This window comes from Yersinia alsatica, from assembly GCF_902170305.1.
In the GTDB taxonomy this organism is placed as follows: domain Bacteria; phylum Pseudomonadota; class Gammaproteobacteria; order Enterobacterales; family Enterobacteriaceae; genus Yersinia; species Yersinia alsatica.
This window is the reverse complement of sequence record NZ_CABHWW010000033.1, coordinates 364,632-378,615: the sequence shown is the minus strand read 5'-3', so window position 1 is coordinate 378,615 and position 13,984 is coordinate 364,632. Positions and strand designations below refer to the sequence as shown.

The following is a 13,984-nucleotide window of genomic DNA, read 5'->3' as shown; positions in this document are numbered from 1 at the left end:
GTGCCTGTCGAAAGGGGGCAAAAGATGACTGTATTGCACAGTATTGATTTTTTCTCTTCTAGCTCGTCGCCCGTGGCTATTGAAGCGCGTGCGCCACAACCCGAATTTCCCGAGCATCATCATGATTTTTATGAAATCGTTATTGTTGAAGAAGGGGCGGGCGTGCATGTTTTTAATGGCAACCCATACACATTAAGCAGTGGCTGTGTCTGTTTTGTTCGTGACCATGACCGCCATTTGTTTGAATCAACAGATGATTTGTTTCTCACCAATGTCTTATTTCGTGCACCTGATGCTTTTCGCTTTTTATCCGGTGTCGGGCACTTCCTTCCCCAAGAGTGTGATGGTGTATATCCCTCTCATTGGCGGGTGAATGGCCAGGTTTTACAGCAGGTAAAATGCTTAATTGCTTGTCTTGAACACGCCCCGCAAAGTGATCAGGTGGAAGATATCGCCCTGCATGAGAGTGTTTTTATGCAGTTATTGGTGAAGTTGTGGCAGGGATGCCGGGCGCAAGTAGGGGATGATCAGGAAGGGCGGTTATGCCAACTGCTGGATTGGCTACAGAGCAACTATAGCGAGGCGATTGAGTGGTCAGAGTTGGCCGACCGCTTTGCCTTGCCACTGCGGACTCTACATCGCCAGTTAAAAAACCAAACCGGGATGACACCCCAACGTTATCTGACGCGGCTGCGCTTACTGCAAGCGCGCCATCAGCTGTGCTACAGCGACCACAGTGTCACTGATATTGCTTATCAATGTGGTTTCGGCGACAGCAACCACTTTTCGACCCTATTTAAGCGCGAGTTTTCACAATCTCCCCGTGATTTGCGCAGCCAGCTTTAGCGCCTTACCGCGCTAACCAACGAGGGCGTGAATGACATCACGGTAAAAATCGGCAGTTTCAAGATAATGATCTGCTTATTAATTAACCTATAACAATAAGGCTGCATGCATGCGGGCACCACTGCTGTTAGAAAGCCGGGATTATTTGCCATCGGAACAGATGCCGGTGGCGGTAACCAACCGATATCCGCAGGAAGTCTTCGCAGAGCACACTCACCAATTTTGCGAAATCGTGATTGTCTGGCGGGGTAATGGTTTACATGTCCTGAATGATCACCCTTATCGCATTACTTGCGGGGATGTTTTCTATATTCAAGCCGCAGATCTTCATAGCTACGAATCGGTACATGATTTGGTACTAGATAATATTATTTATTGCCCCGAGCGGCTGCGTCTAAATGCTCAATGGCACAAGTTACTGCCACCTTTTGGACATGAACAGAATCAAGGGTATTGGCGGCTAACGACACAAGGCATGGCGCAGGCGCGGCCTATCATTCAGCAGTTAGCGCAGGAGTCGCGCAAGACAGACTCCTGGTCGATACAGTTGACCGAGGCACTGTTGCTGCAACTCGCTATTGTACTGAAACGCCATCGCTATCGAGCTGAACAGGCCCACTTACTGCCCGATGGTGAGCAGCTTGATTTAATTATGTCGGCGTTGCAGCAAAGTTTGGCAACTCACTTTGATATGGCTGATTTCTGTCATAAAAATCAGCTGGTTGAACGTTCTCTTAAGCAATTATTTCGCCAGCAGACGGGTATGAGTATCAGCCATTATCTGCGCCAGATTCGCCTCTGCCATGCGAAGAGTTTATTGCGGTGCAGTGAGCATCGTATCAGTGATATTGCCGCGCGCTGTGGGTTTGAAGACAGCAACTATTTCTCGGCTGTTTTTACTCGTGAAGCCGGTATGACTCCGCGAGATTATCGCCAGCGCTTTGTCCGCTCCCCAGCATCACCGGCTAAAAATGGCAGTGAGCACTGTCGGGTTCTCATTTAGCGCTATTCTTCACAACGATTATCCATAAAATAACGGGCAGGTTTTTCAACTCTGCCCGTCAATCGAATCATTTTTAATAATGGGTATTACGCCGCCATACCCAAGCCAACAATATTGGCTGCCAGAATAATCACCAGACAACCAATACACAGCACGGTTACTGGTTTCCTAGTTGAGCATTTCCACTCTTTGAGTAACAGACCAACAATGCCGCCGCACAACACATAGAAGCTCATATGCAGCATCCAGCTCATATAATCATATTGTTGTGGGATTTTGGCATGACCCCAGGCATAGAAGAAGAATTGCAGATACCACATCAAACCGGCTAAAGCTGAGAACAGAATGTTGGTGATCAGCAATGGCTTAGCAATTGAGAAATCAGCTTTGACTGACAGATTTTTGAGGGTTGCCAGGCGGATAAAGCAATAACTCAAGTTAATGAGTGCGCCACCACCCATAATGATGACGTAACTGGGTAGCGCCACATAGAGTGGGTTGATGCCTAATGCGCTGGCGGCTTCATGCATTGGTTTGGCGGCATCCATAGCAAATGACATACCGGCGGAGAAAATACCGCACATCACCGCCAGTATGAGCCCTTTTTTCAGGTTAAATTCTTCTGCCTGAATCCCCATGGCCCGCTCTTTCAGTAACCCGGCATAACTGACGGTGGCAACACCTATCAGAGCCACAAATACCCCTAACAAGGTCATACGCCCGCCCGCGGTACCGAATAGCACATCAAAACGCCCTTGCAGAATAGGTGTCATTAATGTGCCGATAATCAGCGTGATACCGATGGCAATCCCTATTCCCATCGACATACCGAGATAGCGCATGGTCAGGCCGTAGTTGATATTCCCAATCCCCCACATGGCACCGAACAGAAATACCGGCAGCAGGGTAGCGAAGCTAAAAGAGCCGTAATATTGCCAAAAATCGGGTAATAACAGATAGCTAACTGTCCATGGCAGGATAAGCCATGAGACCAGGCCGCCAATGGACCACATGGTTTCCCATGACCATTTTTTAACTTGTTTAAACGGCGCGTAGAAACACGCCGCACTGGCAGCGCCTACCAGATGCCAAATTATCCCCAATATAATTGCATTGTTCATCTTATTATCCTTCGTTGTGATGGTGCGGGGAGGCGCGGAATAGGAAGGGCGCACAAACCGCTGATGACGAAGGAGTCTAAATAGTGTGCAGTCTTGTCACCTTCGGCTGACTGCCTTAGGACAAGGAAAACTGGCAAAATTCAGTGGTTAACAATGATGATGATCACAGAATAGAATTCTGCTGACAGAAGGCTTAATGGTGGAGGCGGTGGCCGCCGAAATTCAGCGTGCCATAGTGGTTAATAGGCCGATTTTAGCCATTAAAAAGGCCTGCAAGCGCAGGCCCTTGATATCACTCAGTCATTTTCTTCCGGCCTTAGCCAGCAAGAGAATTACTTGGTCATTTTCTTATACTTGATACGATGTGGTTCCAGTGCCTCGGCACCCAGAGTGCGTTTTTTCCACTCTTCGTATTCAGTAAAGTTACCTTCAAAGAACACCACTTTACCTTCATCTTGATAGTCGATGATGTGGGTGGCGATACGGTCAAGGAACCAACGGTCATGGGAAATAACCATGGCACAGCCTGGGAACTCCAGTAAGGCGTTTTCCAGTGCGCGTAGCGTTTCGATGTCCAGATCGTTGGTCGGTTCATCGAGCAGCAACATGTTGCCGCCAACCTGTAGCAACTTGGCCAGATGGATACGACCGCGCTCGCCACCAGATAGCTCGCCAACTCGCTTGCCCTGATCAATCCCTTTAAAGTTGAAGCGGCCAACATAAGCGCGGCTTGGGATTTCAAAGTTGCCGATCTTCATGATGTCCTGACCGCCGGAAACTTCTTCCCAAACGGTTTTGCTGTCATCCATGTTGTCACGGAACTGATCAACCGAGGCCAGCTGCACGGTATCACCCAGTGAAATCGTGCCGGAATCAGGCTGTTCCTGACCCGATAACATGCGGAACAGCGTTGATTTACCTGCGCCGTTCGGCCCGATAATCCCAACGATGGCCCCTTTGGGCAGTGCGAAAGTCAGGTCGTCAATCAGTACACGGTCACCGTAAGACTTGCTCAGATGCTCAACTTCCAGCACTTTGTCGCCTAAACGTGGGCCAGGTGGAATGAATAACTCGCTGGTTTCATTACGTTTTTGATATTCAACACTGTTAAGTTCTTCAAAGCGAGCCAGACGTGCTTTACCTTTCGCCTGACGGCCTTTTGGATTCTGACGAACCCACTCCAGTTCTTTCTCGATAGATTTACGACGTGCGGCTTCGGAAGAGGCTTCCAACGCCAGACGGGCATCTTTCTGTTCCAGCCATGAGGAGTAGTTACCTTCCCATGGAATACCCTCGCCACGGTCAAGCTCCAGAATCCAACCCGCCACGTTATCAAGGAAGTAACGGTCATGGGTGATGGCGACGACAGTGCCTTCGTAGTCATGCAGGAAGCGCTCCAGCCAAGCCACGGATTCAGCATCCAAGTGGTTGGTCGGTTCATCCAGCAGCAGCATGTCAGGTTTTTCTAGCAGCAGGCGGCAGATGGCGACACGGCGGCGCTCACCACCGGACAAGTTGGCAATTTTTGCATCCCAAGGTGGCAGGCGTAAAGCATCCGCAGCGCGTTCCAGTTGGTTATCCAGATTGTGGCCGTCGTGGGATTGGATAATCGCTTCCAGCTCGCCTTGCTCTTTCGCCAGCTTGTCGAAATCAGCATCAGGATCAGCATACAGCGCATAAACCTCATCCAAACGGGTCAGCGCGCGTTTAACTTCGCCCACCGCTTCTTCAACCGACTCACGCACGGTTTGCTCAAGATTTAGCTTAGGCTCCTGCGGCAGGTAACCAATTTTGATCCCTGGCTGCGGGCGAGCTTCACCTTCAATGTCGGTATCGATGCCAGCCATGATGCGCAACAGGGTCGATTTACCTGAGCCGTTAAGGCCCAGCACACCAATTTTGGCCCCAGGGAAGAAACTTAAGGAGATGTTTTTCAAAATATGTCGTTTCGGCGGAACTACTTTGCCGACGCGATGCATGGAATAGACGTATTGAGCCACGTTGCGCTAACCCTCGCTATAACTGGTTTTTATGATGCCCCACTCTTGGTGTGGGGCATGTATGGGGCATTAGTACCTAATTTTGCGTTTAGCAACGCAAGCTGGTCAGCGTTATGATTCGGCATTCAATCACCGTAGACGCTAAACAGCATTTGTGCCGAGGTGTGTCCCATTTGCATTGCAATAAATGCAGGGTTCGCTCCAGCGGATAATGACCAACACGCGAAAGTATGACGCGATTGGTATGTATTTCGATGTCGCAGTTTAGCCCGTTTCACGGCCCGATCCCAGCTATCAGCTAGAGCAGTTGGTGTAAAACGTTCTCCAGCTCCACTTCCTTTCGCATTTATCTTTGGATCGAACACGAAAGTGCAGAGGCCTATACGGCTTTTTCCATGCTCCCGCATTAATACTTTTACTTTGCTAGTGGGCTTTAGCCGCGTTAATGCCAGCTGTTTTCTTAATGCCTCTTTCGCTGGCTCCATCAAAAAAACAGTACGATCGGTACCAGCCTCTGTTGTTGGCAAAGTGTACTGTGTCACACTAGTCCAGTTTCGTCGCACTGTTAACGTGCCAGCTTCCAGATCGATACTGTTGTGTTACTAATTTCGTTTTAATAGGGACTATGCTAGTTTGCGAAAACTATTTCTGCGTTTAGGGGATGCTATGGGGGTTGAATTTCACATAACGAGAGCTGAATTTTGGGCAGATAATGATGATGCGCAGATAACTGCTGATGAATGGCTTAACTACATTAATAGCGATAATGAATTAAGCAGATATATTATAAACGGTGATTACCACGCCTTATGGTCAGGCCCCTCGTTGTACGGAGAGCCATGGCTTGACTGGAGCGCAGGCAATATTTATACCAAGTGGCCAGACACATATCTGTATAGAAAGATGTTGAGGATTGCGAAGCATTTCAATGCTCAAGTAATGGATGAAGATGGTACGATTTATAGTAATGCATCTCAGTGGGAGTACGACCCGTTGAACTCACAGCACTAAAGGGACCTACAATATCATTGGTAGCTTGGGTATTTATATGAAGTTTACCTCGGATACCCCTTATTTCCGCCAATAGCGAGCTCATTCTCTCTCAGCTTCTTCCCTTATATCCCAGATCAGTCTTAACTTTCTCTTTACTAAAATAGATTACGATCATAATCTATTTTTACTTTAACGGTGCTTGCACCATCTAATTGAGAGGTCAGACATGAGTAACCCAGTATATGAACCCGAAATCACCGCATTGCTGTGTATCGATCTGTATAACGATTTTCTGGCCGAGGGAGGCAAGTTATTTCCATGGGTGAAAGACATCGCGAAAGAAAATAATATGCACGCGAACTTGCGCAAAATTGTGGCTGCTGCGCGTGAAGTTGGGATTACTGTTTACCACGTGCCGCACCATCGTTGGGAGCCGGGTGATTATGAAGACTGGAAATATCCGTCACCTTACCAACTGGGAGCCGGGCAACGTCAGGCGTTTGCAAAAGGAACTTGGGGAGGTACTTTCCATGATGACTTCCAGATACATGAAGGAGATGTAGTTGCAACTGAACACTGGGGATCAAGCGGTTTTCCGAACACTGATCTTGAGCACAAACTGAAACGCTATGGTAAGGAGAAAATCATTTGTGTGGGTCTCTTAGCCAACACCTGCCTTGAGGCGACAGCTCGTATTGGTATGGAGCTTGGTTTCCACGTTACTCTGGTGAGGGACGCAACATCTGCCCGTTCTCACGAAGCCCTGCATGCGGCAATGGATATTGATGGCCCGACATATGCTACTGAGGTTCTCACCACTGAAGAGCTGGTAAACGCAATTAAGAAATCCGCTTCCGCACAGTTGCCTATGGCCTGAACACAGACGGGGAATCTGTTGGTTTCCCGTATTTATTAATCTGGGAAATCACATTAGGTCTAGAACGGCCTTTCTGATTCGTGCTGAAAACTCTGGATCACTACTCAACTCACTTAAATAATTTGCCCCAATCATTGCTGCAAACATCGCGAGATCCCGGTCATTGCTGCCATTCATTTTAACTGGGCTTGAAAAAACCTTAAATAGGTCTTTGATACCAGCGGTACATTCTTCAGCGAGTACAGGATCATCACCTTTCATCAGATCGTTACCGAAAGCCAACATTGGGCAGCGTTTATCCGTCGGTTTAGGTGTGAAATAATATCGGGCTATCTTGTGTTGGTGGTTGCCATCTAGCTCTGATGAAACATTGTTCCAGCTGAGATTGGATGCGTTGAATGCAAGGTTAGCCGCTTCTCGCGCCAGACTTTCTTTGGATTTGAAGTGCTTATAAAATCCCCCCGCCGTCATACCTGCAGCTTTCATAATATCTGAGACGCTGACATTGGCGATGCCGTGTGCCCTGAAAAGGCCACTAGCCTTTTCCACAATCAATGCCCGATTAGTTTCGGCCTGCTGCTTACTTGAACGCCCCATCACCACTCCAAAATAGATTTTAAACGTAATCTATTTTAGCATTTAAATCCTAATTACTTTCATCAGAATTACGCATTTTTAGTTCAATAACGACCTGTGTTGGCACCGTTCTGACTGAACCCTGAGTGCCATGGAGACGAGAGTAAGTATGAACGAATACAACAAATGCAAAAAAGCTATTCGTTACGAATTTTACCCACTATAGTGATAAGAGTTGGTTGTGCGGTAGCGCTTATCCAGTCAAATAAACCTCGCTTCGGCGGGGTTTTTGCATTTCAAAGTTATGCGGTCAGCACATTGGTAGGTGCTGATGCCGGAACCGACTTCAAAAATGATAAGCCCCGACATAAGTCAGAGTTTTTTTGTTTGTGAAATGGGTGGCAAAGGAGTGCGGATAACACTGCCTTTGCCATTCACCCGTTAAACCATTCACGGGCGAACCAAGGCCCACCGCTTGTGTGCACAAAGCGATCTGAGCCTACCTTCCCTGCCACTGAGCGGATCATTTTCGCAGATCATTACGCAGGGCCATTGATGCCTACCGAGAACGGCAAAAAGCGGGTTATTCCGGTCAAAACCATGATGCACATTCGGGGATTTGGTCTGGATGGTATATGCGGCTTGATGCCGATGAGCACCTGGCGTGATGTATTCGGTGCAGCAATGGCAGTTGAAGAGTCTGCGGCGAAGATTTTTGAAAACGGTATGCAAAACTCGGGTTTTCTTTCCAGTAAAGCCGCACTGAAAGGTAGGGTCTGTCAGCGAATGAGCTTCACACATGAAGCTCATTCGCTAGACCGGCATAAAAAGGTTATGGCGCGGTCACTATCATTGCTACCCGGCGGTTTTCTGCCCGGCCTTTTGCCGTACGGTTATCCGCCACCGGCTCTAATTTACCTTGACCACGAACATCAATATTGGCTCTTGGAATACCAATGGTTGCCAGTGAATCCGCCACTGCGGCCGCGCGCTCGTAAGAGAGCTTCTGGTTATAGTTGTCTTCACCCGTTGCGTCAGTGTGACCATCAACTCGCAAATGATTGATGCCGACATTGTGTAATGCCCGGCCAATATTTTGCACAGTTTGCGCGCCAGACGAGTTTAACTTTCTAACGTCACTGTCGAATAACACTTTATTGGTGAGTCCAAACTCCCAGCCATTATCCGTTAATTTAAAGCCTTGATCCTGTAATGCGGCGATTTGTTCCGCTGTCAGCCCTTGTGGTTTGGCCTGACAGCCTGCTAACACCAGCAGACAAATAGCAAAAAAACTGATCCAAATGGGATTTCTCTGACGACGACTTTTTAAATCCAGCATGTCACCTATCCTAAGCTTTCTGTTTGAGAATCTTCTGTGTGAGTCAAGCCCGACTGGTGAACTATGCCCCGTTCACTCGGCCGGAAACCTTTCTTTGCCTGATACATTGCTTCATCTGCTCTTTGTAATAACTCTTCCGGCGTTTGTGCATGATCAGGATAAACAGCAATACCAATACTGAGAGAGGTGGTGATCTCACTGCCATCCACCAGTACTATTGGTTGGGTCATACTTTCGATGATATTGTCAGCAATGTTGAGTACATCATCTGTGTCATGAATGGGGGCCAGTAATACGGCGAATTCATCACCGCCCAGACGCGCCACTAAATCAGACTCACGCAATAGTGCACGAATACGGTCAGCAATGGTCGTCAGCACCACATCGCCTGCCGCATGGCCATAGCTGTCATTGATCTCTTTAAAACGGTCGCCATCAAGGAACAAAACCGCGACGTGTTCGTTGGTTTTACAATCCTTAAGTGTTCGGCTTAAGCGGCCTTCAAAGAAAGCACGGTTGGCCAAACCGGTCAGGCTATCATGGGCAGCCCGGTGTGCGAGTGAGTCATTTTCTTGAGTTAAGTGTTTTTGCCAAACCTCAAGCTCTTCCAACAACCCATTGAAATCATGGCTTAACTCATTTAACTCGGCGATTTTCGCCGAAGGCACTCGCTGACCAAAGCTACGGTTGCGACTGACATTATGAGCCACTTCAGTAATGCGGTTTAGTGAGCCGATAATGCCAAACAGCATGCGGCGTGACAGGAATAGTGCCACCGCGGTACTGAGCACCAGACAGATAAGCAGCCCGGCTAATCCTTGCAGCAGAAAACGCAGCAGGCTGCCGCCATGACCCACAATCACTATTTTGCCGATTTCATTACCTGCATGAATCATCGGCACCACTACCGGCTCTGGCAGCGCCCAACGGGCAACACTTTGCTCGATATAATGTATTGGGCCGTGATCAGGTATCGTCCAACTGGCTATCTCCCGGCCATTAACATCTAAAATCTTGGCCTGCGCGACTTCTTCATTGGCCGCAATCAGTGATAGCGCTTCGTTAGCAACGATTTTGTCGCCGAAAACAACTGCTGCTTCAGTGGTATAGCTGATGGAGCGGGCGATCAAATGCAGGTTATGGTCAGCATAAACCCGTAATGCAAACAGGGCCGCTAATGTCAGGAAAATACCTGCCGTCGCGACGGAGATTATTGCCACTGTTAAATGTATTTTCCCCAAGACACGGCCAAGTGTGGGGAGCTTTGCTGCATTAGTTTTATTTTTTATCTGACCAGCAGATTTTTTCTTTGTTGAACTCATAATGCGTCAGCCTTTTTACGGGCAAGTTGCAACACGCTGGGATGAACTCGAACCCCACCGCGTGCTAATGCATCCATATTGACTTTGAAAGAGGCTTGCTTATCTTCCAGTAGCAGACAAAATGCACTGCCCAAGGTGCATTCGTCATAATTTTCACTGATGGTAAGAATCGAGTGTCCGGCGAGTTGGATGGTCAGTTCCTGGCGCTGCTGCTCCCCAATAAGCCCCAGATAGACCACATCACAATCAGTTGCTATTGAGGCGTCGGGCAGTGAATAGCGCTGCGTTTTAATCGGATGTGCCGTTTCCATTAATGCCGGGTTAAATAGCCCTTCTGCGTAATTTGTGGGGGCGACAACACATAGACGGGTGACTGGCAGTGGTGTTGGCCAACGCGAATAGCTGATAATACCCAGCACCATTTTTGTGGCCGCATCACTGCGCTCATGTAGCAATTCTTCACTGATATTAGTTGCCGCCATTAAAGGCATTGAAGCAAATAAAATAGTGAGCAGGAATAAACCGCAGACACAGGCCCGCAAGGCATGCCGTGGCGTAATCAGTTTTCGCGGATAATAGCGTTTATCATTACTGACGCCGCTAATTGCGCAAGGTGCAGTATTCATTTTTGCGCTTCCTGTTAGGCGACGTGAGTTGCAGCGGTCAAATAGTTAATCGCCGCTATCCTATTATAAGATGTTATTGATGCAATAATAGTCATGGTATCGGCAATCTGTGATTTATCTTAAGTCTGATATCAGGCTGATTGGCGATAAATAAAAAGCCCGGCTGATTAGCCGGGCTTTTGTCGTAATAACTAATTGATATTAGATAGGATTCGAGCCGCGTTTGAAGCGCCCGATGACCCATTTTTCTACTTCGACGATCAGGAAGATCGCGATAGAAACCAGCAATGTTACGCCCCAGTAATAAGCCGGTAATGGCTCAGTACCGAAAGCAGTATTCATAAATGGCAGATAAATAATGGCTAACTGCAATACGATCAGTACGCCAGAAACCAACCACAGCCCTTTGTTAACAAAGACTTCTTTGTTAAGCGGGAATCTGTCCATGACGCGGCAGTTAAACATATAAATCCACTGCGCGGTCACCAATGTTTGCATCAACACGGTACGGATAAATTCAGTGCTGTAACCGCGTGGTTCCATATAGGCTTCCAGGGCGAATGCACTACAAGCAATCAAGGTGCCGACAAACGCGATACGCCAGATGGCATGGCCGTCTAGCACGTGTTTTGATGGGTCACGCGGATTGCGGCGCATAATGCCTCTTTCTGCCGGTTCAAAGGCCAAACCGAAGGAAAGCGTGGTGGAGGTTGCCATGTTTATCCAGAGGATTTGCAATGGCGTCAGCGGGATCACGGCACCGACCAGGATGGCAAAGATAATTAACAACCCTTGCGCCAAGTTGGTCGGCAACACAAACAGAATGGTTTTCTTCAGATTATCGTAAACACGACGGCCTTCTTCAACCGCACTGGCGATGGTCGCGAAGTTATCATCAGACAGCACCATATCGGCAGCTTCTTTGGTGACTTCGGTCCCCTTGATACCCATGGCGATACCGACATCAGCCTGTTTCAGCGCCGGTGCATCGTTGACGCCATCGCCGGTCATCCCGACAATTTCGCCTTTCTCTTGTAAGGCTTTTACCAGACGCAGCTTATGCTCTGGGCTGGTACGGGCAAAAATATCATAACGAACGGCAGCTTCAGCCAGTTCTTTATCATCCATATGCTCCAACTGACCACCGGTAATGGAATCTTTCCCATTGCCTATCCCCAGCATGGCACCAATCGCCATGGCTGTTTCTTGGTGGTCGCCAGTTATCATCTTCACGCGAATACCAGCCTGCTGGCAGGTTGCAATCGCATCGATAGCTTCGGGGCGTGGTGGGTCCATCATGCCGGCGATGCCGACAAACACCATGCCTTGCTGGATATCGCTATGATCTAACTCGCTGACCGCTTGCTCTACTGGGCGGAAGGCAGCGGCTACCATGCGCAAGCCTTGCTTGGCATAGCGCGCCATCTCGGCTTCCCAGTAATCACGGCGGAATGGCGCAACACCACTGTCCGTCAGTTCTTGCTGGCAGAAGGTAAACAGGACGTCAGGAGCGCCCGTCAGGAAGATACTATTTTCTGACTGAACTTGATGGCTGGTGGCCATGTATTTATAGGCAGAATCGAAAGGAATTTTACCGTGTTGAGTGACCTGACCCAGTTCAATGCCGGATTTGGCAGCCAACACCTTCAGTGCACCTTCAGTTGGGCCGCCAGTAATCGTCCAGTGACCTTGGTCATTCTTTTGAATCTGGCTGTCATTACATAGATTCACCGCAGTGATAAATGTTTTTAACGGCCCGGCAAGAGTGGCTTGCTGATCGCTGCCCTCAGGATAGATATTACCGACCGGTTCATAGCTTTCGCCTTCCACTCGGTAACAATGCTCAGCCAGAATTACTGCTTTGACGGTCATCTCATTCATCGTCAATGTCCCGGTTTTATCGGAACAGACGACGGTCATCGCACCTAAGGTTTCTACCGTTGGCAGCTTGCGGATAATCGCGCGGTTGCGCGCCATCGCTTGCACACCCAAGGACAGAATAATTGAAATAATGGCAGGCAGCCCTTCAGGAACCGATGCCACGGCCAGGCTGATCAAGGCCAACAGCAGTTCATTGACTGGCAAGTCGCGCAAGATAAAGGCGAAGACGAACAGGAAAGCCATCATGACCAGAATCAGAATAAAGATGGCTTTACCCAACCGATCCATCTGTTGCAACAGTGGCGTTCGGGTGGATTCGACCGTCGACATCATCTGGTTGATATGACCGAGCTCAGTGTCACCGCCACTGGCAATGACCATACCTTTCGCGGTACCGGCACTGATAGTGGTACCGGAGAACAGCAGGTTTTTGCGGTCGCCAATCACTGATTCGTTTTCAATTACCCCGATTTGCTTTTCAACGACGGTTGATTCACCGGTCAGGATAGCTTCTTCAATCTGGAGATTGTGAGCTTCGAGCAAGCGCAAGTCGGCTGGAATTTTATCCCCTGGTTTCAATGTGACAATATCGCCGGGCACTAAATTCTGCGCATCAATAGTTTGCGCATTACCATTTCGTATTACCACAGCTTTGCTGGAAAGCATATTCTGAATGCTTTTCAGAGATTTCTCGGCTTTATTTTCTTGAACGTAACCAATTAATGCGTTAATGACCGCGACGCAAAGGATAATAATGGTGTCAACAGAGTGGCCCATTAGACCTTTAACTAACGCCGCAGCTAATAGAATGTAAATCAGGACATCATTAAAATGCGCTAAAAACTGAAGTAAAGGATGCTTACTTTTTTTGGCCGGTAACGCATTAGGGCCGTATTGTTTAAGACGTTCTTCCGCCTCTTGTTGGGTTAAACCTTCTTCGCGGCTATTTAAATGCTGCAAAGATTCTTCCGCAGTAAGCTGATACCAGGCCTTTCCCTCTGGGGGTTTCGCTCCGGACGTATGGTTTGATGAGTTTTGCATTGAAAGAACCTTCTTAAAAATTAATAAATCTGAAATCTATCTATCCATTTGATTGAATCATCGGACTATTTCATTAACTCGGGGCAGAGAGTCACCTTCTTTCTTCCATGAAAATATCCTGCTCCTTAATTATTTGATTTTTATTAAAAGACAAAAAAATGATTCTGAATGATATATTTACAACAACATAGTTATATTAAGCAAGGATAGTAGATTTTTATCAAAATAGCGTCTTGATCTGAGATAATAAAGTCGAAACATTTCACTATAAATAGCCGCTAACATGGTGAATAATAAGTCATTACATGATGAACTATCCTGCCAGTTATCTTCTTCAACTTCCCTTAATTTAATCAATC

Annotated in this window: 12 protein-coding genes and 1 pseudogene; 5 read left to right on the top strand and 8 right to left on the bottom strand. The window is 47.9% G+C overall.

Going from position 1 to position 13,984, the window contains the following annotated elements:
• Nucleotides 1-24 precede the first annotated feature (24 nt).
• Together rhaS and rhaR are read left to right on the top strand one after the other, a co-directional pair.
• Nucleotides 25-846, top strand: a complete 822-nt coding sequence (gene rhaS / locus FTA96_RS20785) for an HTH-type transcriptional activator RhaS (protein ID WP_050109506.1) — start codon at nt 25-27, stop codon at nt 844-846.
• 109 nt (nt 847-955) lie between these two features.
• Nucleotides 956-1,849, top strand: a complete 894-nt coding sequence (gene rhaR, locus FTA96_RS20780) for an HTH-type transcriptional activator RhaR (RefSeq protein WP_050109505.1) — start codon at nt 956-958, stop codon at nt 1,847-1,849.
• Nucleotides 1,850-1,935: 86 nt separating this feature from the next.
• Here rhaR and rhaT read toward each other — a convergent pair whose 3' ends face one another.
• From rhaT to FTA96_RS23810, 3 genes are all read right to left on the bottom strand, one after another.
• Nucleotides 1,936-2,970 carry an L-rhamnose/proton symporter RhaT gene (rhaT, locus tag FTA96_RS20775; protein ID WP_050121621.1) on the bottom strand — a complete coding sequence of 345 codons (1,035 nt, stop codon included), beginning with the start codon at nt 2,968-2,970 and terminating at the stop codon, nt 1,936-1,938.
• 332 nt (nt 2,971-3,302) lie between these two features.
• Nucleotides 3,303-4,970 (bottom strand): energy-dependent translational throttle protein EttA, encoded by a 1,668-nt coding sequence (ettA, locus tag FTA96_RS20770; RefSeq protein WP_050109503.1) that lies wholly within the window; start codon nt 4,968-4,970, stop codon nt 3,303-3,305.
• Between the two features lie 125 nt (nt 4,971-5,095).
• Nucleotides 5,096-5,554 carry a tyrosine-type recombinase/integrase gene (locus FTA96_RS23810; RefSeq protein WP_260654441.1) on the bottom strand — a complete coding sequence of 153 codons (459 nt, stop codon included), beginning with the start codon at nt 5,552-5,554 and terminating at the stop codon, nt 5,096-5,098.
• A gap of 82 nt (nt 5,555-5,636) precedes the next feature.
• On the opposite strand from FTA96_RS23810, the gene FTA96_RS20760 reads away from it, so the two are divergent.
• Both FTA96_RS20760 and FTA96_RS20755 read left to right on the top strand, forming a co-directional pair.
• On the top strand, nt 5,637-5,981 hold the full coding sequence (locus FTA96_RS20760; protein WP_050109501.1) for a hypothetical protein: 345 nt from the start codon (nt 5,637-5,639) through the stop codon (nt 5,979-5,981).
• A 208-nt stretch (nt 5,982-6,189) separates the two neighbouring features.
• The gene (locus tag FTA96_RS20755; protein ID WP_050109500.1) at nt 6,190-6,840 is read left to right on the top strand and encodes a cysteine hydrolase family protein; all 651 of its coding nucleotides are present in this window, start codon (nt 6,190-6,192) and stop codon (nt 6,838-6,840) included.
• Nucleotides 6,841-6,888: 48 nt separating this feature from the next.
• Here FTA96_RS20755 and FTA96_RS20750 read toward each other — a convergent pair whose 3' ends face one another.
• The gene (locus tag FTA96_RS20750) at nt 6,889-7,437 is read right to left on the bottom strand and encodes a TetR/AcrR family transcriptional regulator (RefSeq protein ID WP_050109499.1); all 549 of its coding nucleotides are present in this window, start codon (nt 7,435-7,437) and stop codon (nt 6,889-6,891) included.
• A gap of 540 nt (nt 7,438-7,977) precedes the next feature.
• Here FTA96_RS20750 and FTA96_RS23615 point away from each other — a divergent pair.
• Nucleotides 7,978-8,182, top strand: a pseudogene (locus tag FTA96_RS23615) (phage portal protein); the annotation flags it as partial.
• Nucleotides 8,183-8,248: 66 nt separating this feature from the next.
• Here FTA96_RS23615 and FTA96_RS20740 read toward each other — a convergent pair.
• From FTA96_RS20740 to FTA96_RS20725, 4 genes are all read right to left on the bottom strand, one after another.
• The gene (locus FTA96_RS20740) at nt 8,249-8,755 is read right to left on the bottom strand and encodes an OmpA family protein (RefSeq protein WP_050121619.1); all 507 of its coding nucleotides are present in this window, start codon (nt 8,753-8,755) and stop codon (nt 8,249-8,251) included.
• A 5-nt stretch (nt 8,756-8,760) separates the two neighbouring features.
• Nucleotides 8,761-10,077, bottom strand: a complete 1,317-nt coding sequence (locus FTA96_RS20735; protein WP_050150369.1) for a diguanylate cyclase domain-containing protein — start codon at nt 10,075-10,077, stop codon at nt 8,761-8,763.
• The gene (locus FTA96_RS20730) at nt 10,074-10,703 is read right to left on the bottom strand and encodes a YfiR family protein (protein WP_145574789.1); all 630 of its coding nucleotides are present in this window, start codon (nt 10,701-10,703) and stop codon (nt 10,074-10,076) included. Before FTA96_RS20730 ends, FTA96_RS20735 begins: the two co-directional genes overlap by 4 nt.
• A gap of 201 nt (nt 10,704-10,904) precedes the next feature.
• Nucleotides 10,905-13,625, bottom strand: a complete 2,721-nt coding sequence (locus FTA96_RS20725; RefSeq protein WP_050109495.1) for a cation-transporting P-type ATPase — start codon at nt 13,623-13,625, stop codon at nt 10,905-10,907.
• Nucleotides 13,626-13,984: the final 359 nt, after the last annotated feature.

Bases quoted from the DNA above. Each gene is read 5' to 3' on its own strand.
- rhaS (WP_050109506.1), top strand. From the start codon at position 25: ATGACTGTATTGCACAGTATTGATTTTTTCTCTTCTAGCTCGTCGCCC.
- rhaR (WP_050109505.1), top strand. From the start codon at position 956: ATGCGGGCACCACTGCTGTTAGAAAGCCGGGATTATTTGCCATCGGAA.
- rhaT (WP_050121621.1), bottom strand. From the start codon at position 2,970: ATGAACAATGCAATTATATTGGGGATAATTTGGCATCTGGTAGGCGCT.
- FTA96_RS20760 (WP_050109501.1), top strand. From the start codon at position 5,637: ATGGGGGTTGAATTTCACATAACGAGAGCTGAATTTTGGGCAGATAAT.
- FTA96_RS20755 (WP_050109500.1), top strand. From the start codon at position 6,190: ATGAGTAACCCAGTATATGAACCCGAAATCACCGCATTGCTGTGTATC.
- FTA96_RS20750 (WP_050109499.1), bottom strand. From the start codon at position 7,437: ATGGGGCGTTCAAGTAAGCAGCAGGCCGAAACTAATCGGGCATTGATT.
- FTA96_RS20740 (WP_050121619.1), bottom strand. From the start codon at position 8,755: ATGCTGGATTTAAAAAGTCGTCGTCAGAGAAATCCCATTTGGATCAGT.
- FTA96_RS20735 (WP_050150369.1), bottom strand. From the start codon at position 10,077: ATGAGTTCAACAAAGAAAAAATCTGCTGGTCAGATAAAAAATAAAACT.
- FTA96_RS20730 (WP_145574789.1), bottom strand. From the start codon at position 10,703: ATGAATACTGCACCTTGCGCAATTAGCGGCGTCAGTAATGATAAACGC.
- FTA96_RS20725 (WP_050109495.1), bottom strand. From the start codon at position 13,625: ATGCAAAACTCATCAAACCATACGTCCGGAGCGAAACCCCCAGAGGGA.